18 protein-coding genes are annotated in these 23,095 nt (G+C 43.9%); 5 read left to right on the top strand and 13 right to left on the bottom strand.

Annotated elements, in window-relative coordinates:
- Positions 1–31: 31 nt before the first annotated feature.
- A complete protein-coding gene (locus AC3WQ3_RS13730; RefSeq protein WP_492472530.1) occupies positions 32–1,657 on the top strand; it encodes a PucR family transcriptional regulator in 1,626 nt (541 codons plus the stop codon).
- Between the two features lie 440 nt (positions 1,658–2,097).
- Here the strand turns inward: AC3WQ3_RS13730 and AC3WQ3_RS13725 are convergent, their stop codons facing one another.
- From AC3WQ3_RS13725 to AC3WQ3_RS13710, 4 genes are all read right to left on the bottom strand, one after another.
- The gene (locus AC3WQ3_RS13725) at positions 2,098–2,853 is read right to left on the bottom strand and encodes a class I SAM-dependent methyltransferase (RefSeq protein WP_492472529.1); all 756 of its coding nucleotides are present in this window, start codon (positions 2,851–2,853) and stop codon (positions 2,098–2,100) included.
- A 178-nt stretch (positions 2,854–3,031) separates the two neighbouring features.
- The gene (locus AC3WQ3_RS13720) at positions 3,032–5,083 is read right to left on the bottom strand and encodes a serine hydrolase domain-containing protein (RefSeq protein ID WP_492472528.1); all 2,052 of its coding nucleotides are present in this window, start codon (positions 5,081–5,083) and stop codon (positions 3,032–3,034) included.
- 113 nt (positions 5,084–5,196) lie between these two features.
- Entirely contained in the window at positions 5,197–6,495 is a 1,299-nt protein-coding gene (locus AC3WQ3_RS13715) for a GHKL domain-containing protein (RefSeq protein WP_492472527.1), read from the bottom strand.
- Position 6,496: 1 nt separating this feature from the next.
- The gene (locus tag AC3WQ3_RS13710) at positions 6,497–7,237 is read right to left on the bottom strand and encodes a LytR/AlgR family response regulator transcription factor (protein ID WP_492472526.1); all 741 of its coding nucleotides are present in this window, start codon (positions 7,235–7,237) and stop codon (positions 6,497–6,499) included.
- A gap of 303 nt (positions 7,238–7,540) precedes the next feature.
- Between AC3WQ3_RS13710 and AC3WQ3_RS13705 the strand changes: the two genes are divergently transcribed.
- A complete protein-coding gene (locus AC3WQ3_RS13705) occupies positions 7,541–8,044 on the top strand; it encodes a hypothetical protein (RefSeq protein ID WP_492472525.1) in 504 nt (167 codons plus the stop codon).
- Between the two features lie 119 nt (positions 8,045–8,163).
- On the opposite strand, the gene AC3WQ3_RS13700 is transcribed toward AC3WQ3_RS13705, so the two are convergent.
- Complete coding sequence (locus AC3WQ3_RS13700; RefSeq protein ID WP_492472524.1) at positions 8,164–9,204, bottom strand: ABC transporter substrate-binding protein; 1,041 nt, start codon at positions 9,202–9,204, stop codon at positions 8,164–8,166.
- Positions 9,205–9,480: 276 nt separating this feature from the next.
- Entirely contained in the window at positions 9,481–10,665 is a 1,185-nt protein-coding gene (locus AC3WQ3_RS13695; RefSeq protein ID WP_492472523.1) for a DUF2264 domain-containing protein, read from the bottom strand.
- 86 nt (positions 10,666–10,751) lie between these two features.
- Between AC3WQ3_RS13695 and AC3WQ3_RS13690 the strand changes: the two genes are divergently transcribed.
- Positions 10,752–11,537 (top strand): helix-turn-helix transcriptional regulator, encoded by a 786-nt coding sequence (locus AC3WQ3_RS13690; protein WP_492472522.1) that lies wholly within the window; start codon positions 10,752–10,754, stop codon positions 11,535–11,537.
- A gap of 18 nt (positions 11,538–11,555) precedes the next feature.
- Here AC3WQ3_RS13690 and AC3WQ3_RS13685 read toward each other — a convergent pair whose 3' ends face one another.
- The 3 genes from AC3WQ3_RS13685 to AC3WQ3_RS13675 all read right to left on the bottom strand — a co-directional run bounded on the left by AC3WQ3_RS13685 (position 11,556) and on the right by AC3WQ3_RS13675 (position 13,828).
- On the bottom strand, positions 11,556–12,143 hold the full coding sequence (locus tag AC3WQ3_RS13685; protein WP_492472521.1) for a GNAT family N-acetyltransferase: 588 nt from the start codon (positions 12,141–12,143) through the stop codon (positions 11,556–11,558).
- Between the two features lie 477 nt (positions 12,144–12,620).
- Positions 12,621–13,034: a cupin domain-containing protein gene (locus tag AC3WQ3_RS13680; RefSeq protein ID WP_336781910.1), complete on the bottom strand. Its 414-nt coding sequence runs from the start codon at positions 13,032–13,034 to the stop codon at positions 12,621–12,623.
- 23 nt (positions 13,035–13,057) lie between these two features.
- Positions 13,058–13,828: a carboxymuconolactone decarboxylase family protein gene (locus AC3WQ3_RS13675; RefSeq protein WP_492472520.1), complete on the bottom strand. Its 771-nt coding sequence runs from the start codon at positions 13,826–13,828 to the stop codon at positions 13,058–13,060.
- A 215-nt stretch (positions 13,829–14,043) separates the two neighbouring features.
- Between AC3WQ3_RS13675 and AC3WQ3_RS13670 the strand changes: the two genes are divergently transcribed.
- Positions 14,044–14,595 carry a TetR/AcrR family transcriptional regulator gene (locus AC3WQ3_RS13670; protein ID WP_492472519.1) on the top strand — a complete coding sequence of 184 codons (552 nt, stop codon included), beginning with the start codon at positions 14,044–14,046 and terminating at the stop codon, positions 14,593–14,595.
- 568 nt (positions 14,596–15,163) lie between these two features.
- Here the strand turns inward: AC3WQ3_RS13670 and AC3WQ3_RS13665 are convergent.
- On the bottom strand, positions 15,164–15,652 hold the full coding sequence (locus AC3WQ3_RS13665; protein WP_492472518.1) for an NUDIX hydrolase: 489 nt from the start codon (positions 15,650–15,652) through the stop codon (positions 15,164–15,166).
- A 171-nt stretch (positions 15,653–15,823) separates the two neighbouring features.
- Here AC3WQ3_RS13665 and AC3WQ3_RS13660 point away from each other — a divergent pair, with 171 nt between their 5' ends.
- Positions 15,824–16,765 (top strand): DMT family transporter, encoded by a 942-nt coding sequence (locus AC3WQ3_RS13660; RefSeq protein WP_492472517.1) that lies wholly within the window; start codon positions 15,824–15,826, stop codon positions 16,763–16,765.
- 98 nt (positions 16,766–16,863) lie between these two features.
- On the opposite strand, the gene AC3WQ3_RS13655 is transcribed toward AC3WQ3_RS13660, so the two are convergent.
- From AC3WQ3_RS13655 to AC3WQ3_RS13645, 3 genes are all read right to left on the bottom strand, one after another.
- Positions 16,864–19,134: a beta-glucosidase gene (locus AC3WQ3_RS13655; RefSeq protein ID WP_492472516.1), complete on the bottom strand. Its 2,271-nt coding sequence runs from the start codon at positions 19,132–19,134 to the stop codon at positions 16,864–16,866.
- 19 nt (positions 19,135–19,153) lie between these two features.
- Positions 19,154–20,386, bottom strand: a complete 1,233-nt coding sequence (locus AC3WQ3_RS13650) for a PTS sugar transporter subunit IIC (protein ID WP_492472515.1) — start codon at positions 20,384–20,386, stop codon at positions 19,154–19,156.
- 202 nt (positions 20,387–20,588) lie between these two features.
- A complete protein-coding gene (locus AC3WQ3_RS13645) occupies positions 20,589–23,036 on the bottom strand; it encodes a GH39 family glycosyl hydrolase (RefSeq protein ID WP_492472514.1) in 2,448 nt (815 codons plus the stop codon).
- Positions 23,037–23,095 lie beyond the last annotated feature (59 nt).

The following is a 23,095-nucleotide window of genomic DNA, read 5'->3' as shown; positions in this document are numbered from 1 at the left end:
TTTAACTTGTTCCAGAAAGGGATGGGTCAATGTGCTGCTGATAGATTTGCTCAATAACGGCATTTACGATGATGCCAGAGTGATTACTGGGCACAAGGGTCTTACGCGCGAGGTTCAAACCGTTAACATTATGGACTGTCCAGATATCATACGGTTTTTGAGGCCCAACGAGCTCTTGCTGACCAACGGCTATTTCATGAAACAGCAACCTGAGGTGTTCTTTCACCTGATCAGGGACATGCAGCGGCTTCGCTGCTCCGGTTTGGCCATCAAAACCAAGCGTTTTGAACTTCCGATCCCTGATGAAATATTACATGAAGCCGACCGTATCGAATTTCCTATCATTGAAATTTCCGATGTATGTCTATCCCTTGGTGAGATTTTGCAACGATCGACCAGTGTTATTCTGAACAATAAGAGCGACGAACTTCAATATGCACTTAGCATTCACAAAAAATTCTCCGAAATGATCATGCGCGGCAAAGGAATTTCCGGCATTATCCAGTCCTTATCCAAACTGCTCTCCTCCCCAGTCATCCTGCTAAACAACAAATGGAAAACCATTGCTGCCACCAATCAAAATACAATTATTACTGAGCTTACCGCAGCAGCAGTTACTGCACTTCACAACTTGTCCGATACCTCCAGCCCGACTTCATTGTGCTTAATCGACTCATCTCTTCGGGAACGCAGCTGCATGCTAGTATATCCTGTAAAAACGTATCGTCACGAAGGCTATTTGTTATCTTTTCATACGCCAGATCAATGGACTGGTCTGTACGGTTTAACGCTTGAACAAGCCTCCAACGTCATTGGAATGGAGCTGACCAAATCCCAAGCAGTCAAGGAACGTTCGCGCAGGCATAAAAACGAGTTTTTTTCCGATTTGATCGAGGGGTATATTACTTTCGAGCAGGAAGCGCTGAACCGCGGCAAGAAATACGGGCTTAGAAAGGGTTATTCTTGTGTCGTGCTGGCTATTCGTAACGACGAGGAGGCGGCTCTAAAGGGAGACAACTTGACCGAACACGAGGAGCAATACGAGCATATTAAACGTCATTTTGGTGCGTTGGAGCATTCTTTCACCATGTTTACCAAACATGATACCTACTGCATTCTGCTATCCATCCCGGAGTCAGGCTGGGACGAGGCGAAGCTCACCGAGCATCTCACTGGAATGCTTAAACACCTCCATCATGAGAATGGAATGAACATGTCGGTTGGCATCGGCAAACCTGCAATGAATGTGCTTGGCGTTCGCCATTCTTACACAGAAGCAGTCAATGCGCTGCAATTCGGCTATCGATTTAAACGCAAACAATTTGTCCAATCCTATCAAGCCAAGGATATCGAATATTTATTCCATATGCTTCCTCACGACGAACTAAAACAATTTTATGAATCGACTCTAGATGGATTATTGCAAATCGCCGACGAATCCGAAAGAAAAGAGCTGCTCCGTACCTTGAATGCATTTTATGAAACACAATGCCAGCTTGTCGAAACATCCAAACAGCTTTTCGTACATCGGAATACGGTGGTGTACAGATTGGAAAAGTGTGAAAGACTCCTGGATGTAAGACTCAAAGATCCCGCTGAAAGTCTACGAATTCGTATAGCGCTAGCGATCGAACCTTTATTGCTGCAAAAAGATTAAGAGACATATCTTCATGAAGGTTCTTGTCTCGCCAAACGACCTATGGGAGAGTTCCCGCAGTTCTACCGGTATTTCACAAAAAACAGCCGCTCTCAGGTTCTCTGTGAACGGCTGCAGATTATTTTTTTAATGAACGCTATCATCTACATGAAACGATACTTACATTTATGGCCGAAACACGAAACGAGAAGCTATCGACAAAAGGAGGCCCATTATTAAAAGTGACGCCCACGAGTCATGAGCAAACATTTGAACTAACTCCCACATGTTTGAAGGACCAGAATGAGGTCCATCACGATATGGATCATAAAAAAATAGAGGAAGAGCTGCAGTGATAATAAAAATTGCTCCAAGCACAAGTAAGGATTGTGATGCCATTTTTCTCATCATGAACCGCACCTCTAATTTCAGTTTTGTCAGTTCTTATGAACATAACCTGATCACACTTCTCCCCAAAATATCTCCGTTTCATAATCGAATAGAATAATTCCTTCCCGTTTATTTCGATCAAATATGTTCTGAAGCTCAGACATCATCGGCGTATAATTGGGATGACCGGGCACAGGACTGTAGGAAGATGATTGCAATCTGCCTCTCAAGCCCTCGAAGTCGAACTCCTGACTCATTTGAAAGTTCGCTTTCTGCATCGTGCCTTCCTTGAAAAAAGAATGAAGTACAGACTCAGAAATATTCTTATGATTCACTTTTTCATAGTCGGTTCCGTACGCATGCAGCAGCTGATCGTATTCTACCCGAAACGAGTTACCGCTAGTAAGACGGGAATTCCAGATTAATACCACTTTACCTCCCGGCTGTAAAATTCGCCTAAACTCGGTCTGCGCTGCCAAGCGGTCAAACCAGTGAAACGCCTGTGCGCACACAATAAATTCTACCGAATGATTAGGTAATCCCGTAGATTCTGCAGAGCCTGATATCGTCTGAAAGTTCGGTTCATTCTCTAGCATCTGCTCGGCGGCTGCGCGCATGGCCTGATTCGGCTCGACGGCTATAACATAGCTTCCACGTTCCAGAAGTAATCTCGAGAAAATCCCTGTCCCTGAACCAATATCTGCGATCTTACTGTTCGCATGCAAACCAACGGAGTTGTACAGATAATCAATGGCCTCTTTCGGATAACTCGGGCGGTAGTTCGTATAGGAATCAACCCGGTTTGAAAACCGTTCTTCATGTTTCATCTGTCATCAGGTCTCCTTTGAATTAGAATATCTTAAGCACAGCATATCACTACCTTCTTTATTCACCTCAGAAATCCTTCCTGATTATTCCATATACTTACTATAAAAAAAACAGACCCCGGGCAGCGTGTGCTCGTGATCTGTTAATTCTATTGAACTCGTATAATGTTACCCGCGTTTATTTTAAATGGATCTTGAAGACATCTCCAGCTTCACCACCAAAGACGATAAAGCCACCTTTGGGAAGCTCAATGGATCGTTGAGGGGTTGCAATGGAAAAGTGAACCACTTCGCCCTGCTCATTATATACCGCATACCCCCCGCCATTCGGCGAAACTACAGTTAACGATTTGTTCGCAGAACGAGAATCGATAGCGAACCAACGGGCTTGACCGCTCGCTGGTATGGTGGCCTTACCTGTCTTGCCGCCAAAGATCGGTGTAATCGCATCCTCTGCAATATATTCCTGCCCATCCTGAATCAAAATCTCAGCATTATTCTTGGTGTAAAATTGCAGATCGAAAGCATCTCTACCGTTCATCACGGGAATCTCTGCCACATTCACTGCATGGTCTGAATCTACAATTTGAGTGCCGTTTGCATAACCGTTCTCCGGATCAACGCTCAGATTTTTGATTAGCATCGAAGGAAGCAGATAAAAAATCGATGTGATTTTTTCATCTAGTGCGTAATATTTGGAGCCACTGCGATCTGTCCATTTCTTTTCTGTGGCTGTGTTCAAAGGGTTGGGTTCCAATTTTTGATAATCATACGTGTTCATCATCGTTTGACCTAAACCCGGCAATGTAATCACTGCCTGCACCTTAACATATACTTTACCGTTTTGTTCCTTCACGAAACTGGCCTTCACACTTCCATCCGTACTTGTGAATTGGCCCTCTCCAGTGTAGACATACTTCTGCTCTGGAATGATTCCGCCCTGCAAAGCTGGCAGTGTGATTTCGTCGTTTTTGACTACAATATCCAGTGTTGTACCTACTGTACCATATAGACCCGAATATGCATTGAGCTCCGTAGGCATCTTCACTTTTACGGGTGGAGAGAATGTCTGATCTTCCTTGATTTTCTTGATGACACCCTGATCCTCCAATACCTCCAGCAGTACTTTGCTCGCAAACATCTGATTGTAGATGGAGGACCCACCTGAGGACAGAACGGCCATTGAAATATCATGCTCAGGTATAGTGATTAGTGATGCATGATACATCATGGTGTCACCACCTTTGGCAAGTGCAGTAATACCATAATCGCTAAACGGGGCAAGATCCACAGCATCCCATCCCAGGCCATAATTGAACGTGTTTCGCTCATCTGATACCCATATTCCTTGTCGATATTCATGATTTTGCATAGACTTGACCGAGGATTCGGACAATATGTCCGGTCTATTACCCATCAATACTTCAGCAAATTCGGTCAATTCTTCGGATGTGGAGTATATCCCACCTGTACCGAGAATGTTCGCATTTTCAACTGGCATTTTGGTTTTAATCGTGGGCCAATACGCTTCAGACAATTGATCTCTATCGAATGAATCCAGCGGTGTTTTGGTTGCTTCCAGCTGTAACGGATTGCTGATATACTTGGCAACATAATCGCTGTAGCTTAAACCGCTTACTCGTTCAACCAGGATCTCAAGCAATTGAAAGCCATCGTTACAATATACGGAATATGAACCAGGTTTCGATTTTAACTTTTCAGTTTTGAGTTTAAGCAATAGTTCATCGTGGTTGCGCATGTCATTGTCGTCAAACAGCATGCTGTTCCCGTAATGTGAACCGTAGAGACCCGATGAATGATTCATCAGCATACGCGGGGTAATTTGGGTGTACCTGGCATCCGCCATCTCAAAGTCCTGAATATAGGTAGTAAGAGGCTCATCCAGATCTACTTTCCCGGAATCCACCAGCATCATGGTGGCTGCGGTGACAACCATCTTGCTCACCGAGCCAATGCCGTACATACTTTCCTTGGTGACCGGTGTCTCGGATGCTTTGTCGTGAAAACCAGTGCTGCCCGACAATATGATTTCTCCCTGATCCCTAATCGCATATTGTAGACTTGTGACTCCATAATTTTGCACCAGATTTGTGGCCATTCGTTCTACCTGCTTTTCAATTGAAGTGCTCTTATTCGCCTCTGCCTTGACGTCTGTCATCGGAGTGATCACAAGCACCGCTGTAAATAACACACTGAACAGTTTCTTCATCCTCAGCTTCCTCCCTCAGTACTTTCGATAAGATGAATTCATCATATCTGGGAAGAGACACTCTGAACGTGAACAAACCCTGAATGGAAAAAAACAATCCCTGAACGGCATGTTCAGAGACTGTTGACTTCAAAGGGCAGCACGACCATGTTATTGAATGTCCGATGATGATGTTCAATCGTCATATGCCCACCGTACTTTTCGCACATCCTTGATATATTCGTAAGGCCGATTCCGTGAAACTCCGGATTGGGCTTCTCACTTTTCAAATTGGTTAGTGATTGCTCTACATGATTCAACACCTGGATGACAATCGCAGATGCAGTAGAATGAATGGCGATCAGGATATACCTGTCTTCTGCCTGCCTGACTTTCTTGGAAGCCTCGACTGCATTATCCAGCATATTGCCAAGTACAACACAGAGATCATAACGATCGATATGGACCTGTTGAGAATGAAGCTGAATGCGGGCGTCAATCTTGATTCCGTTTGCCTGTCCTACGGCAATGGTATTGGTGACAAGCGCATCGATCACGAGATTGCCCGAGTTTACCCTCTGGTACACGCCTTCAATCTTATTCAAGGTAAGCTTTATATGATCAGAAGCCGCTTCATGTTTGTTTTGCTTGATACATTCTTCAATGTACAGAAACTGCTGATGAATATCATGGATGATGCCTTTCACATTTTTGAAACTGTGCACTGTCTTCTCGTAGTTGGCATCCTGATAATCCATCTGACGCTGCAGCTGGGCATTCTCATTCGCAAGCTGAACCTTCTCCACCATATTATCGAATACATAGACAATGAACACATTGAGAAACAGCGAGCCCATCACGGAAATGATATAAAAGATGTTTTTCTCACTGTAGTTCGAAGCCACATTAATCTGATATAACGTAATGATCGGTACAATGAGAAATAAAAGATAATAGCGATAGTGCAGGGCGAAACTTCTGCGTTTGGCAATAAGACGAACGACCTGAATGACAATAAACATGAGACTGCAGCCAAGCAGCATCACCTTGTAGAACACCCCATGATAACCCTCGTTGAAGTGATCCCATGTGGTGTAATCCGTAGCGTCCCAGACACTCATAATATATACAGCAATATAATTCACCATGGTGACCAGTACGGCATATAGGACCGTGAAAACCAGTTTTAGCTTCAACTCCACGTCATAGGATTGCGCCAGACTGAAGATAAATATTAAGACAACCAGCGACGAGATGACCGAAGGCAATGTAGAAGCCAGATAGAAAAAACATAAGACAATAAACAGGACAAAATAGACCACTCTGTTCGGCTTTTGCCTGGACTTGCCCAGTACCGAATTGAAATAAAAATTCACCTGGAATGCCATAAGCAGCGTAACGACGATGACAGACAAGATTGTAAATGGTTCCATATCATTGAATCCTCATAATCATATATTTGGTGTAAGCATCCTTGACTTCCTTGATTTTGGAACGGCCGATGGGCAATTCAGCACCATTTAACATGACGACCTGGGAGCCGCTAAACTTCTGGACATGCAACAGGTTAATGATAATCGAGCGATGAATTTGCAAGAAGCCATGATCCTTCAACGCATCCGCATAATTCGAAATAATGCCTTTACTTTCATGCGTGCTTTCGGTGGTCACAAAATTCAGTTTGTTTTTGATCGTTAAACTCTTCATCACTTCAATCCAGAGAATATCATCGTATTTCAACAACAATTCTTCATAAGCTGATTTGATTAATACAAACTTTTTGTCCATTGATCTCAAGTACTGGCATAGTTTAATCATTTTCTCCTCGAAGATATGTGTCTGGATCGGTTTGATCAGATATTGAAAAGTAACCACATCGAAGCTCTCTACCATATACTCCGGGTAGCTGGTCAGAAACATGATTTGCACATCCAGAAATTTCATCGTTCTGATTTCTTTGGCCGCCTGTATGCCGTTCATCCCATTCATCTCCACATCCATAATGAGAATATGGAAGGTATCCCCAGCCGTTTTGTAATGAGAAATCAACTCTTCACCGGATGCAAATAAGGCAACTTGGAAATCAATATTCGTTTTCAGAGATAAGGAAATCAGCATCGCTTTCACGAGCTCTCTTTGTTTCTCCTCATCATCACAAATGGCAACATTAAACATAATAGAACATCCGCCCTTCATTTGACGACAATTCTGAGTTTCACTCTCAAATATACTACTTTATCATACATTTCAGGGGGAAATGGGATGAAACGCATGTTTCAAACCCTAAACTGCATGGAGACCGGTTAGATCCGTTGAAATTTTTATATTATCGAACCACTATACCACTATTGCTTGCTACCCGTGTCATTGATCAGCTTTGAGAAACATTTTTTCTTTGGATTAAATAGGCTAGATTATGCACCTTCCCAGCTAATAGTGCGTAATAGAAGTAACTATTCAGATATCGAGGTGATTCAAATGAAGGCTGTAACGAAGTTACTGTTCCTATGTATGATTCCTCTTTTCTTGTCCGCCTGCTTACAAAACTCGGAAAGGAATCAACCGACTAATACTTCAGATCTGAAGTCCCCGGTTAATATTTCATTTGAAGAAGCGGAAGCTAAGGTTCCATTTGAAATCAAACAACCGTCAGTTCCTTTCCATATTACTCAACAATCAGCAAGGATTTTAGATACCAATGGAGAATTTGATGCAATTGAAATTACGTATGCGAATAGCGACGAAGGAATGAATCTCATCATGATGATTACAAACTCACAGATTGATACACCTCCGACTGGGAAGAAAGGTTTGAAATTAACTAACGGTTCGCAAACATGGGACCAAGGAAACGAACATGTGAGTGCCATCTATTGGAGAAACGAGGGTCTAACTTACTCTCTTATTTCAGGAAAAAATAACAATCTTGAACCGTTATACGATTACCAAACCTTAATTGATATAGCAAATACATTCAATTGAATTTGATTGCTAATCGTACTCATAATGAGACAAGAAAAGGAGCCAACTCCGAAAGTTGGCTCCTACTTGAATGTGAAGATATAATATAGTAACACATGAATCATATAAATTAGGTTATTTTACAACCCCATATCATCAGCAAGGTTCTCAACACCTGTGAAGATGGAATCTCCGTAACCCCAGAAATTGTTGAAATCAATAACATAGATTTTCTTGTTTTTCACTGCGTTAATACTTTGCACCTGCTTGTTGGCTAGCAACTTGTCAATCGTTTCTTGCGGATCAATACCGCCAGCATATTTGGAAATGATCATCACATCCGGATTGATCTCGATGAGCTTCTCCAGACTGAGTGTGCCTGTTTCATTAATCAACATATTATGTACGTTAATTAAAGACATTGCACTTTCGATAAATGTATCTCCATTTCCGTTGTATACCGCAATGGTTCCATCACCATTATCAGAGAAGGATGCATAGTTGATCGTTTCAGCGCTAGCACGAGCCTTCAATGCTTCCTCGCGTACTTTAAGTTCCTCAATATAGGCCGCCGCGTTAGCTTGTACGTTAAAGATCTCGCCTAGCTCGGTGATATCCTTATACAGACTATCCAACGAAGCATCAGTAACACTCGTGCTCTGCACAAACGTTTTGATACCCATATCATTCAAGCTGTTGACTGTACCCACACCCCAGTCGGCATCCTCAAACAGCCCGCCACGTCCCATAATCAGGTCAGGTGAAGCGCCAATGGTCACTTCCTTCCCAACATATCCTTCGGCCAGAACAGGGATTTTCTTAAACTCATCAGCAATATCTTCAGGCACACTGCCAAACAAAGCCGCTACTCCCACGAGCTTGTCCGTCAATCCAAGGCGAATCATCAGCTCGGCTGCACCTTGGGTATTGGCAACAACGCGTTCAGGTGCCTTGTCAAATGTTTGTTCCTTGGCGACCCAAGTACCGTTCTCTGTTGTATAATTCGACACGGTTACCGGGTAAGTTGTTTCAGCTGCAGCTGAAGCATCAGCATCAGTCTGTTCCCCATCTGCTGCCGCATTCGTGGCGCTGCTCTCCGCAGCTTGCTGTGAGCTGCCCTTGGCACCGTCGCTGCCACCGCTTGAACACGCAGCAAGCACCAGAATCATTGCAGTAATCAAACAAAGAAACATCCCTTTTTTTACGGACACCAACATGTAAATAACCTCTCCCTTTTCCGTTCTCGTCTGTCTTTTTGACCATTATGTAAAATAACTATTGTCAGTATACAGTAAATGTCGGAGTGTGTAAATGAGAACAATAATCAATATCATTACGTTGAGAACAAAAAAGCCGCTTTACAGCGACTCACCATACAGTTCTATTCTTTCCTCTCCATGACATCCGTTCAAGAGGCTGCACGGACAAATGATCAATATGATTGCCAAAAACGTTCCTCAACCCCATTTAAACTGTTGATCTTGGTAGGCTTTATCCAGATTGACCTCTCCTCCGGACCATGCTTTCCGTGAAGTCCACTCGGCCTCTCCCTGCCAGAAATCAGCCTCAGGTGAGAGTCCTAACGCAAGGAATACGGTCGTGCACAGATACAAACTGCCCGTTGATATGTAAGCTTCACCGATTTCCGGCTGACTTCCGGCGAATCCAATTCGCAGCCATCCGGCATCGTCAAACGTCCCTGGCATATGAATCTGCCGCTGGATCACAGCCGTAAGGGCACAGCGAACTTGAGCTGGCTCCACTTCTACCGGGAGTTCCTCTCGGAGTGCCATGAGAGATAAATGCTGAAATGCTCCGAAACGATAGGCAAGTGATCGCCCAATGGGCGGGAAGGTGCCTTCTGGTGAAATCATTCGTTCCAGGATGGCAGCATAGCGAATGGCTCTGTCTAACACCCTGATCCTTATCGCCTTCCAATCGTCGAATTGATCTCCTAACGCGTCCAATGTATCCACGAGCATGGGTTGAATCACAAAGCTGTTATAGTAATCCCAATGAAAGTCAGGCCCATCACCATATGCACCATCACCCATGTACCATTGGTCATGCTGCCTTACCGCATAATCCACTCGCATGCGATCCCAAGTCTCTACACCCATTCGGGCAAGGGCCGCTTCAATGATGGCACTAAACAACAGCCAGTTGCTGAACACAGGGCGTATAATCCGTGTGGCGAGCAGGGCTGATTTCAGATTATCTTTTGCTTTCTCGTCCAGTAGCTCATACAGCTCATGTGGAGCCCGAAGCACCGCATTCGCAAGAAAAGCAGCATCAACAACAGGCTGGCCGCCTTGCGTGAAATTCATAAAATCGGGCGAAGCTGGATCTGTCGCTACTCCGATTGCACGCCTGGCCAGATCTGCCATTCTGGCTCGAATCTCCCCTTCCTCACCTGAACGAGGGCCATGTTCTAGCCATGGTGCAATTCCTGCCAAAGTCCGCCCCAAAGCTTCCAAATAGGCGTAGTCGGTACGATCTCCCCCCTTTGATTCGACAGGCATATCGATAACCAGTCTGCTTTCCGATAAGGAACAGAGCACAGGATGCGCTATGCGAACCAACGTATCGACCCAATACTTTCTGTCAACCGACACTTTCTCCTCCTCCTTCAAAATAAACATTTTTAGAAATTATAGATGGTTGTTTAGACGTGAACAATAAACTATAATCATCAAAAACTGACCTATTGTGCTGAGGAGGATAAGGCATGCTTACGTTACTTTCTTGCGGCTATCGTACCATTCACCATGAAGGGATTGTGAGAAACCGGCCAAATGGTTCGGGAAATTATACCTTTGTGTTTTTTAATAGCAGAGCAGAAGTGAGATTGCATGACAATACAAGCACAGTGGAGAAGAATACCTTCATTTTGTTTCAACCTCAAACGCCTCATTATTACCGTGAGCTGGAGAGTCCATTTATTAATGATTGGTTCCACTGTAATGGCAGCGATTTCCACGAATTTCTCCTAAGTATTCAATTTCCTATGGACACGCTTATGGAAGCTTCAGATCCCTTGTTGATCTCCAGAAGCATCATGGAACTTCAGAATTGTTACAGACTGGATGGAAAGCTGCGTGAGAAAATTATCGATTGCGACCTTCAGTCTTTCTTCATGAAATTGAGTGACTTGCGAGCAAGAACTACTCCCCACCAACTTAGCCGTTATTACAGCCAATTTACTGAACTCCGCAACGATATCTATCGCTCTCCTCAGCAAAACGTAACCGTAACAGAACAAGCTTCACGATTAAATATGAGCAAATCCTACTTTCAACACATCTATAAAGAGCTATTTGGTTGTTCGGTAATGACGGATATGATTCATGCACGGCTTGATCATGCCAAATATCTTTTGGATCACAGTGAGCTCTCCGTTAATCAGATTGCGGATGCATGTGGATATGAGAATGACACCCATTTTATGAGGCAGTTCAAGAAATTTGTTGGTGTTTCGCCCAGGAAATACAGATTCAGAATCGAGCCCAGTTGAAAACGATTTTGTTAGACTTCAGAGATTTAACCAATCTGCCTTGCGAAGCTGGTAATGGTTGTACTTCTCCTCTTCAATTTCAATCGCAGCAATGAAGAGAAAATGGTTTTTCAGAATGACTTTATTAGACGACCCGTTCTCTAAGAGTGCAATTGCATTTAATTGTTCAACTTCTGTATTTTCGAATAAATATTGAACAATCCCTCTAACAGCTTGAGAAGCATAACCTCGATTTCGATGTTCTTTCGATATTGCGTACATGATTTCTCTATTCGGATTCGGTAGTTCATCTTTTATACCAGAACAACACCATCCGATAAGTTCTCCTGTCTCTTTCAAAACAATCCCTAATCTTAAAATGAGTTCCTCCACAGGTTTGCCCTCTTGCACGCGTTGAATAAATTCATTGTTGGTTGGGATTTCGTAATTTATCAGCCATTCTTGGCGAACTTCCTTTGGAACATTCCACCCTGGTAAATAGCCATGAATTTCAGGTTGCCATGTGAGTGCATGAATACCCTCAAGGTCGGAAAGTCGATATTCCCGAAGGATAATATTTTCACATGTAATGGAGAGTCTGGTATTTCTGGTGTCATTAGATTGCATTATATCCTCCTATAATTTTATGTACGATATCCATTTGCGAGCGCAATTCTAGTAAAGATAGCCTAGCAAGTCCAGCTCCCCTTCATCCCAACTCATCTCACTTACTTCCTTGATCATGATTTCGCTTATCGGCTCTTAACCTATTCCGTTCGTCATTTGTAATTCGTCATTAATCTTCAACCACTTTACTCGATTTTCAACTCTTTTATATCCGTTCTTTAGATACAAAGCCATGTTATCTGCAAACAGAAGATGAAAGTCAATATGCCTACCAATTGAGAATGTATCAATTTCCTTAAGCAGCTGACTCCTCCTAAACGAAAATATGGATTTAAACCTTTATCCATTGCCTTTCTACACTGGTTTGTAAAACCCTTTTATATTAACACAATAGATTTCTATAAAAGCAACAAAAAACACCCTTACGGGTGTCTTTTTTGTTTACTCAAAACTTTTGATTCATGAGAATCTGGTGGTTCACTTCGTCGCACTATCGTAAACTTCATCCGTGACAGGTTCAAGCCATTCAGGTGTACCTGCAGTGATCGCTATATGTTCAAACCAGCTGTCTTTTGCGGCACCATGCCAGTGTTTTACACCATCATGCGTAACAATAACATCGCCAGCTTTCAGGAATTGGGCAGGCTTGCCTTCCTCCTGATACCACCCTTCCCCACCCGTAACTAACAATATCTGGAATCCGTCACGGTGAATATGCCAGTTGTTTCGGCAGCCCGGTTCAAAGGTCACGTTCCCTACGCCAACATTCACTTTCGGATCTGCAACCAGAGCTTGAAGATAGCTTTGTCCCACAAAATATTGGGCATAAGCTTCATTCTTCTCTCCTACCGGAAAAATAACGCCGTTCTTTACCTCTTCATGTTTCGTCATATCTGATTTCTCCAATCTGTTGATTAAAATGATTTCTCTTCATTTTCTGGAATCACTTCATTGATGCAAGCAAGTGCATTTAGTGTCCTTGGAAAACCCATATAAGGCAGACAATGTGTGATCGCCGCAATCAGCGTTTCCTTGTCATTTCCCACATTAATATTTCCCTGTACGTGTGCCTTAACTTGGCCTTCGGCTCCTCCCAATGCACTAACCATAGCCAGAGTTAACAATTCCCGGATTCTCAAATCAAGTCCGTCACGGGTATAGAAATCACCGAAGCAAAAAGCCGAAAGGTATTCCTGAATATGCTTCTGGTTCGGAGGTGCACTTGCTCTCATTTTTTCAATGACATCACCAAAAATCTCAATCTGTACAGCAAGCCCTTTTTCCAAACGACTATGTTCTGAAACCTGACTTTGGCTTTCAATAGGCAATGCAATATTACGGGACGTGAACACCTCATTCACTTCATGAATGGCGTTTAATGTTTTCGGAAAACCGATGTATGGGGCACACTGGTAAACGGCTTCTTTAATTTCTACCGGAGTCACCCCAACATTCAATGCCGCACTTACATGAGCCTTAAGCTGAGGTAATGTCTGATTGACCGTAAGGACCACCAGTGTCAGCAGCTCCCGCTGAATGTCCGTCAGCGTACCTTGATCGAACACTTCTCCAAAGTTAAAACGGCTTAGGATGTCCTGAAATTCAGGATCTGTTGCATAGGAAGAAGGTGCGCCCTCACCAAATAGTTCCTGGTATTTTTCCTTGCTCTTTTCGATTCGATCCATGCGTCTCGCCTCCCTTAATCTTCTCTTCTATTATTTCAGTTATTTCAGTAAAGGAAACATCAATGATTGAGATAATACATATTGATGCGTTACCGCACATGTGTATAATATATATACTAAGTGATTCAGCTTCAATAAACAAACCGTCTTCATTCGTGCGATATTGCACAAATTTGAAATAATGTGCGATTACCCTCAGGAAAGGTGCGAACCCCATGTCCAAATTGAAATTGGATCGAAGAGTACAAAAATCTCAAGATGCCATTAAGAATGCATTCACCCAACTGATGTCTGAGAAAAATCTGGATCAGATTACGATTCAGGACATCTCCAATCGAGCAAACGTCGGTCGAAGAACGATCTATGATCATTACATGGATAAATTTGATTTGCTCGACAAAATTATTGAAGAACACATTAACGAGCTACGAAGAATATGCGAAGCCTCAACTGACTTAAGTTTTGCAGAGGGAAATTTCCTCTGGTTTGAATACTTTGAACATCATCATCCCTTCTTTTCAGCCATGTTATCAAGCAAGGGCGCCTCTGTATTTCGTCATCATTTTCTTGCATTTGTTATTGAAGAATTAGAGGGAGAAGTGAATATAACCGAAGGAATAAATCAGGGATTAAGCAAGGAGATCATTCTTAATTTCTTTGGAGCGGCAATCGTGGAGATCGTCGAAGGGTGGCTTACCAATGGAATTTCTGAGCCTACTCAGGTTATTGCAGAACAAGTAGGGGTTTTGTTAGATCGGAATTTTTAGGAACGGATTACAGAAATGAGATATCACAACAGAAGGGGCATTGAATCATGATCTTTATTACCAAAAAATTATTGGATCGACTAACTCAATCTCATAGAGAATCTAACATGTTCATATGTTATTCCACTCCGCAGAGCTGGTCAGCGAAGACAAGCCGGGCTATATTGCTCATGAATGAGGATAAATTAATTATTCTCTTCCTCAATTTTTTTTCGACTAAAGTCGTTCATAACGTTGAATTCCAAACAGCTGAATTACAAGATCAAACCTATCATTCTGGAACCTTATTGTCTGCAACATGGTCATTCCATGTTCAAGGCCGGCGATGGAAATTCATGATTCCCAGGAAGATCCTTACGCTGGGCTCGATGCAGAGCGACTTTTTGAATTTTATGAAACTTCGTATCTATCATTAATATTGAAATCATCACATCAGTCTCCGGCCGTATGAATAAGAGCAGTCGATCCAACGAATCGCCTGCTCTCCTGTGTCCAATCAACAGCTGTTCAACCAATTGACGCTTGAGCATCTGCACATAACTTTATTCAACGGCAAGCACCCGTACAGCTAAACATGTCGATGAAGCTTGGTGTTACACTCCGATATTGTCGCAGTGACATACTCCACGTAATTCACTGAACCTTGAAAATTCAGATACGCTTCATAACGCATGCGGATAGCAGGTAGTGTAATATAATCCAGCACCTGTTCCTTGGGAACCCACCTGCACTCGCTCGTTTCCTCAGATGCAGCTAATTCTCCACCTTCTAATTTGCACACAAAATCAAACATGACCTTTGTCGGGACATCCGTCACACCGTCATACCACTTATGTACTGCTGTATTCGAGACCACACTAATCAAATGACTAACACTGGCGTCTATCCCACTTTCTTCCTTGATCTCACGGATCACGCCATCAATCAGGTTTTCTCCTACTTCAGTAATCCCGCCTGGGTAGACCCAGCCATCGTCATGGGCCTTTACTAACAGGACATTTCCGTGTCCGTCTTCTACAATCCCGCCTGCCGATACAATATGCGTTGGAAAGACCATCTAACCACCTCCTCTACAGTGAATCTGTATATATATTCCACATCCTTCATACAGCTTCCTGCTTAAACAGAGTCCATTCAACTTTTGGATACAAGCCGCAGGAAATGTGATATGGTCTAGAATGTATTTGTTGCATCACATACGCACTACAATTTGAGGAGAAGATTAAACGTGAACGACAGTAACGCAATTGAGAAACCGAACAGGTTAACAGATCCATTGGTTGTAACCCTAATCGCAAGCCTATGCTGCTTGTTGTGGGGAAGTGCTTTCCCATCCATTAAACTAGGGTATATTGCTTTTGACATCCTGCCAGAAGATATTGCCTCCAAGTTTGTATTTGCTGGATATCGATTTGTACTTGCAGGCTTGCTGCTCCTGACCCTATACCGCTTGATTCGAAAACGAAAGTTTGCTCTATCTGGACGACAATGGACCAGCCTCTCTATGCTGGGCGTCATGCAAACAGGACTGCAGTATATGTTTTTTTACATAGGTGTATCCAATACGACCGGTGTTAAAGGCTCCATTATGAACGCGACAGCAACCTTTTTCAGTGTGGTGTTAGCCCATTTCCTATATCAAAATGACAAACTAAGCAATAAAAAAGTCATGGGAACTGTGCTTGGATTTATCGGAGTCATCATTGTGAACTTCAACACAGATCTATTTGCATTTTCTTTTACATTTACAGGTGAAGGCTTCGTGATTGTGGCTGCTTTTATATTTTCCATTACGGCCATCTACGCAAAGCATCTAACATCTTCCATGGATGTATTGGTCGTTACGGGATTCAGCTTGTTTGTCGGCGGATTGATGCTTGGTCTGTTGGGCCTCTTGCTTGGCGGACAGGTTACACATTTCACCCTGGAATCCACCAGTAACTTAGTTTATTTGGTTCTGTTGTCATCAGCGGCATTCTGTCTATGGAATCTGCTTCTGAAATACAACAAAGTCGGGAAAGTGTCGGTGTATAACTTCCTGATCCCCGTGTTTGGCGCATTACTTTCTGCTCTATTTTTGGGAGAAAGTATTATGGAACTGAAGAATCTGGTTGCCCTCCTGTTCGTGTCGATCGGCATTTACATCGTGAATCGACCAAGCTCTGCATAACATTCGGCTGCTCGTAAACGGTATGTCCCGGAACGATAGAAAAACCAAGTTCATGTCCTTTTTACGGGATCGAACTTGGTTTTTCTTTACCTTATCTATTATTTCCGTGCCTGGTTAACCTTGGCGATAAGTTCATGAATAATTTCATCAGGGGAACGTTCATCCATCCATTGTTGACCGAACATTTGGAATACTTTGATCATCGGGAAATCTGCCCAGAACCCCACAAACTCCTCGTTAAGATATACCTTGTCCGTAACGTGCTCGTTCATTTCATTCAGGCAATGCTCCAATTCCTTTTTCGCTGCAGGATCACTCATCCACTCACTGAGCAGACTGAATTTGTGGAACGTGATTTCTTCCTTACCAAAGTCACAATGCAATCGTTCTGTGATTCGGAGATCTTTGGACGAGCTGCCAAGTGAAATTTGGAAAAAGCCGGTCTCTGCCACCCAACGGTTATACTTGGTGTTGTAGTATGCAAAATCTCTCTCTTCCAGTTCAAAAGTAATCTTGCGTTTTTCACCGGGCTCCAGTTCAACTTTGGCAAAAGCTTTCAATTCTTTCTCTGGACGGGTCCATGTGCACTCTTCATCGTGAACATACAGTTGAACAACTTCTTTCCCCTTGCGCTTACCGGTATTTTTCAATTGGAAGGACACCGTAACACCGGTATGGGTCTGAGCCACTTCCAGATCCGTATACAAAAACGATGTGTAAGACAATCCGTGTCCAAACGGGAATTGAGGTGCCAGTTCTTTCCGGTCATAATATCGATAACCCACGAAAAGGCCTTCGCGATAATACAGCTTGCCGTTCTCTCCGCGAATTCGCATATGTGAAGGGTTGTCCGACAGTTTGACAGGGAAAGTCTCAGACAGCTTGCCTGATGGGTTCGTCTGTCCGAACAATACATCTGCAATCACTTTACCCATGCCTTGACCCGACAACCACGAATGAATCACCCCAGGTACATGCTGTACCCATGGACGCATCGCCAGTGCGGAGCCGCTGCTCGTCACAACAATGCACTTGGGCTGAACCGCGGCTACCGCAAGAATCAATTTTACCTGATGCTCAGGAAGATCAATGCCTTGCAGATCATGCATCTCTGATTCGGCATATTCCGGTTGCCCAACAAACAGAACAGCAACATCGGAATTCATAGCTAATGAGACGCTTTCCTGAATTAGCTCATCATTGATAGAGTCATCCTCCGGGTACCCTTCTGCATAGTTCATGGTCATGGCATCACCAGCCAGATTCTTTATCTCGTCCCATGGAATATCAACTTTTGTAGGTGTTACCTTCGCACTGCCCGCTCCCTGAATTCTCGGTTTTTTGGCAAACCGTCCGATCACGGCAATGGATCCCACCGATTCCGGCTGCAGGGGAAGAATCGCGTTCTCATTTTTCAGAAGCACAATACTTTCGGCTGCCGCTTTACGTGCGAGTGCATGATAGTCCGCATCTGGAGAAGAATCCATGTCTTTTTTGCCCGTTACCCGCTCAACCAGCTTCAAAATACGACTCACGCTTTGATTCAACTGTTCTTCAGACAGGCTTCCGTTCTGAACCGCTTCAATAATCGCTTTGGCATTGTAATTGGCGGGACCCGGCATTTCCAGATCAAGCCCGGCCTTCAGTCCGCGTATACGATCATTGACAGCTGTCCAGTCGGATAGGACAACACCTTCATAGCCCCACTCTTCTCTCAAAATGTCATGCAGCAAATGTTCGTTCTCACTCGTATATGTTCCATTCAATAAATTATAGGAACACATGACCGTCCATGGGTCGGATTTCTTAATAATCCGTTCAAAGGCGCTCAGGTAAATTTCGCGAAGCGTCCGCTCGTCGATTTCCGAACTGGTCACCATTTTCTCGAACTCCTGATTGTTGCCGGCAAAGTGTTTGACAGAAGCGCCCACGCCTTCGCTTTGGATCCCGTTTATAAACGCTGCACCAAGCTCGCCCGTCAAGTATGGGTCTTCCGAGTAGTATTCGAAGTTTCTTCCGCCAAGCGGCGTTCTTTTCATATTTACACCAGGTCCAAGCAGAAGCTCGACGTCCATCGTTTTTGATTCACGTCCCAGTGCCACACCGACTTCATACAACAATTCCGTATTCCACGAAGAACCGATGGCTGAACCCGTAGGGTAACAGGTTGCGGGGACATTTTCCGTTGTAATACCCATTTCTTCATCGCTGTTCGTTTTACGGATGCCGTTTGTCCCATCGTACATATGAACTGGCGGAATGTTTAACCGCTCAATTCCTTTCGTCATCCACATATTCAAGCCTGCGCAGAGTGAAGCTTTCTCGGCCAGCGTCAATTCCGATAACAATTCATTAATTGATTTATCCATAGTACTCACCCTTCTGATATCAATTTTGTTCCTGTTCTTTCTTCAGTTCCTGTGCATCATACAGTTTGAAAAACGGAAACCAGACAATAAATACAATCACCAGGACAACCGCCAGCAAGATAAGCCCATTGAATCCGGACATAATGTAGGTGGACAGGCCGATCGGTGTATACCATAACTGGAAGATCTGGCTCGGAATTCGTACCCAACCCCAGTCGAGAGCCAAGTAAACAATCACTGGCGTGATAAGTGCGTTAATCCACATCGGCACCATGAGTAATGGATTAAAGGCAATCGGTGCTCCGTACACGACAGGTTCATTAATGTTGAACAAGGACGGGATAATAGTCGCCTTGCCGACAGATTTCAGCTTTTTCGAACGTGCCATCAGGAACCAAACAACTAATGGCAAGGTCGCACCCATACCGCCAATACCAAGCCAGCCGGAGAAAAAGGTTTCAAATGTGTTGATATTGACCGGATCTTGTCCCGCTGCGACAAGAGCTGCATTTTCTTCAATTGCAGGTATCCAGATTGCATACCAGATCGGTGTCATGACCCACGGGCTTACGCCGAAGGAATACAGCACGACGCCGATAAAGTTGAACAATAAAAATCCGGTTAAACTTTGTCCCACGGCATTGATTGGCTCAAATACGTTCACGATCAGGCCAAAAATATCAAAATGAAGCTGATATACAAGCACCCATCCTGTTGTTAATACCAGGGCGATCGGGACGAGAAAATCGAACCAGTCCATAATGAATTCGGGAAGTGAAGATCCCTTTTTGAAGAACGAAAATTTGTTGCACAAGATCATGACAAGAGCGACGAATACACCTACCAGAAGTGCTGTAATCATCCCCGAGGGCCCAAATCGTTCAAGGATGAACTGAATGGTACCGTCTTCGTTTACCGTCGGGTTAAGCAGCATGACGAACAGAGATATCCCCGTCATTCCCGCCAGCAGCTTGATTTTGTGTCTTTCTCTTTTTTCCATCACCACATAAGGCGTCAAGAAAGCAATAAACAACCCAAGCAAACCGAAACTGAATGTCGTGATCGGTGTCAGGTCCGGCATACCAGGAATGAAATCCTGCAAAATCGAAATCAATGTAATAATTGAACCGATGAAAATCATCGGAATGGCGACCATGATGGCTTCTTGAATCGAAGAAACCCAAATATTGTTCGTAAACGCCTCCAATCTTGGCGCAAACGAATCTGTCATCCATTTCATGAAACGCTTCATCCAAAACTCCCCCTGTCTTCCTCTTTGCTGCCACAACCATAGTATATCGATTTGTGTGAACGCTTTCTTGTTGGAACTTGCCTCTTCATGGTTCGTTTTTTGCCCATTTCTAATCCTTCTTTCTAGCTTGCCTGCCTGTACAAGAATTAAACAACAAAAAACATCCCTCCATTTCTGGAAGGATGCCTTAAGGATACTTTTTTTAATATTGTCTATTCAAAATGAGCAGCAACACGCCATGTGGCGGGAGCAAAATCTCCCTGCGCCAACACTCATCCCTAATGATCTCTGTCCTCATGAAGGGTCCGCTCCTGCCTTCCAGATAAGAGATCTCTTCTTCCGTTAAAGAGTATGGTGATCCCATGCGTGTCCACTCATCAAAAACGGAGCCATGATCCCGATCGAGTTGATAACTGGTGCATTTATAAGGCCCTGGAAGCTTGTTAAGCGTGAGTTCAAAGGCTTTGCTGCCCTTCTCCTCAAATACGTCATAACGGGTTGAACAGGATAATTCGGACCAATCTCCACTCGCAAACAACTGATCTACATGCACATAATGATAGAACAGAAATTGCATGCTTCCGTCACTTTTTCGCGTTCCGACATAACCGTCCCCCTTGATTAGCAGCTCATCACCCAGCTTCTCCATAAGCTCAAATGCATAATAGCTAGGTTTCTTCAGACCATCGCGATTGATCAGGCCAAAGCCCCCATAGAAAGGAGAAGTTGGAACGATACTTTCTTCGAATACATCGGTAAAAGACCAAAAAGCCATGGCTTTCACATCACCGAGTGTATTCATCGTGTGATAAATGACGAACGGAGCCATGAACATGGTATCGTGCAGCAAGTTACGGTCATACAGCGAAAAATTCCACTCGGTGACATGGAGTTCAGCATGTCCGTACGAAGACGCCTTCATTTTCTGCCGAAGAAGATCAATGCTTTCCTTATAGAAAGAAGGCGGCATGATTTGAGTTAATCGATCCTCTTCAACTTTTAGCTTGGGATACTCCGAATAGATATGGAACGAGAAAAAGTCGAGAGCAGCTTCATGCTTCCTGCAATATGATAGAAACTCCTCAGCCCAGGTGTCGTTCCAAAGAGATCCATAACCCATAGCTGGGCCTCCCACTCTCAGATCGGGCAATACCGTTTTGATGGCATGGGCGGTCAATTCGTAAAAAGCGAAATATTCTTCCTTGCTTCCTGCCCAACAAACACCAGCCAGGTCAGGCTCGTTCCAGACTTCAAAGTACCACTTCTTCACTTCTTCCGCCCCATAACGATTCAAGCAGTGCCTAATGAATTCACGAACAAGTGCCTGCCACTTGGTGGGGTCGGATGGCGGGCTAATATTCCCCCTCCACCAAAACAACGTTTCCTTGGATCTCGCCAGCTGGCTCGGCATAAAGCTTAATTCCACGAATGGCCGAACTCCCTGATCCAGCAGGAAATCATACAACTTGTCCACATAAGACCAGTTATAGATAGGAGTGCCTTGATCCGTTTCGCTGTACACCATCATCTCATCATTAAATATGCCGTGAAATCGAATGTACTTAAAAGGTACTTTGCCTTTCAAAGCAGACAGCTGCTTCCGCCAATCTTCACGCAAACCTTCGATGGCTCTTCCCGCCGTCATGGTGATATTCCAGTGCTTTTCGTAGACGAACGATGTCTGATCCGCACGAACCTCGATGCTAGTTTGGTCTGACAGATGTGCAGGTGATACAGGGAGCATCTCCTGATCTGCGTCGCCTTTGGGATCCAAATATCGATACAACGAGCCAATCGCATTCAACGTTTCCATCTCGTAATAATCTCCGCTAGAAGATTCCTCATACGTTTTGGGCTTGCGGTTCACATTCAACTGATGAGGTTCCGGTGTACGCGAAGCTTCCCGATAGGAACCGGGCGTGCAGCCATACTTTTCCTTGAAGTATTTGTTAAACAGCTTCACATTGGCAAATCCGCAATCCAGCGCGATCTCCGAAATATTTTTATCGTTTGCTGCCAGTTGCGCCTGAGCTTTCTCCAGGCGAATGAGGGTCAGATACTTTTGGAAAGGTATCCCGATCTTGTCCGTAAAAAAGTGGGAAAAATAATGCAAGCTTAAATGCTCGGAATCTGCCATATCCTGCAGCGTAATCTTCTCATTATAGTGAATATCAATATATGTGAGGACCCTGTTCAGCCTTTTATAGTCATAGTCCCTGCTTCCTTCTTCCAACGTCGGATTCGTTCCATTTGAAAAATACCTCTGCAGGAAGCCGCATAACATCTGTAATCTGCCCATGGTGAAATTTTGATACCCCGGCGTGTTTTTGTTGATCTCCCACACCATCTGCGCGAGATGTTGTTTGATGCTAAGCAGCCGGGGAACGTCCTGCTCCACGTTCAGGGCAGAGTTACAGGAGATAAAAGCATTATTGTTCATCAACTCCGGACCAAACTGCAATGTTAATAACACGTTGTCCTGATTGGTTCGTTCTATCTTGTGGACGGACATGCTGTTTACCACAATCAAATCATCTTCATGCAACGTATACTGCTGCTGGTCCAGATACATGTTGATTGAACCATGGAGAACATAGACAACCTCCACTTCCTTATGCCAATGGAAATCAATATGTTTTACTGAGTTCACGAAGAGTTTCATAGGCAGATCGTCGTGATGTTGAATAAACTCATATAGATAGCGAATGG

The sequence above is a fragment of the Paenibacillus sp. FW104-T2 genome, from assembly GCF_058789975.1.
The sequence above is the reverse complement of the archived record's forward strand: the minus strand, read 5'-3'. Positions and strand labels throughout refer to the sequence as shown.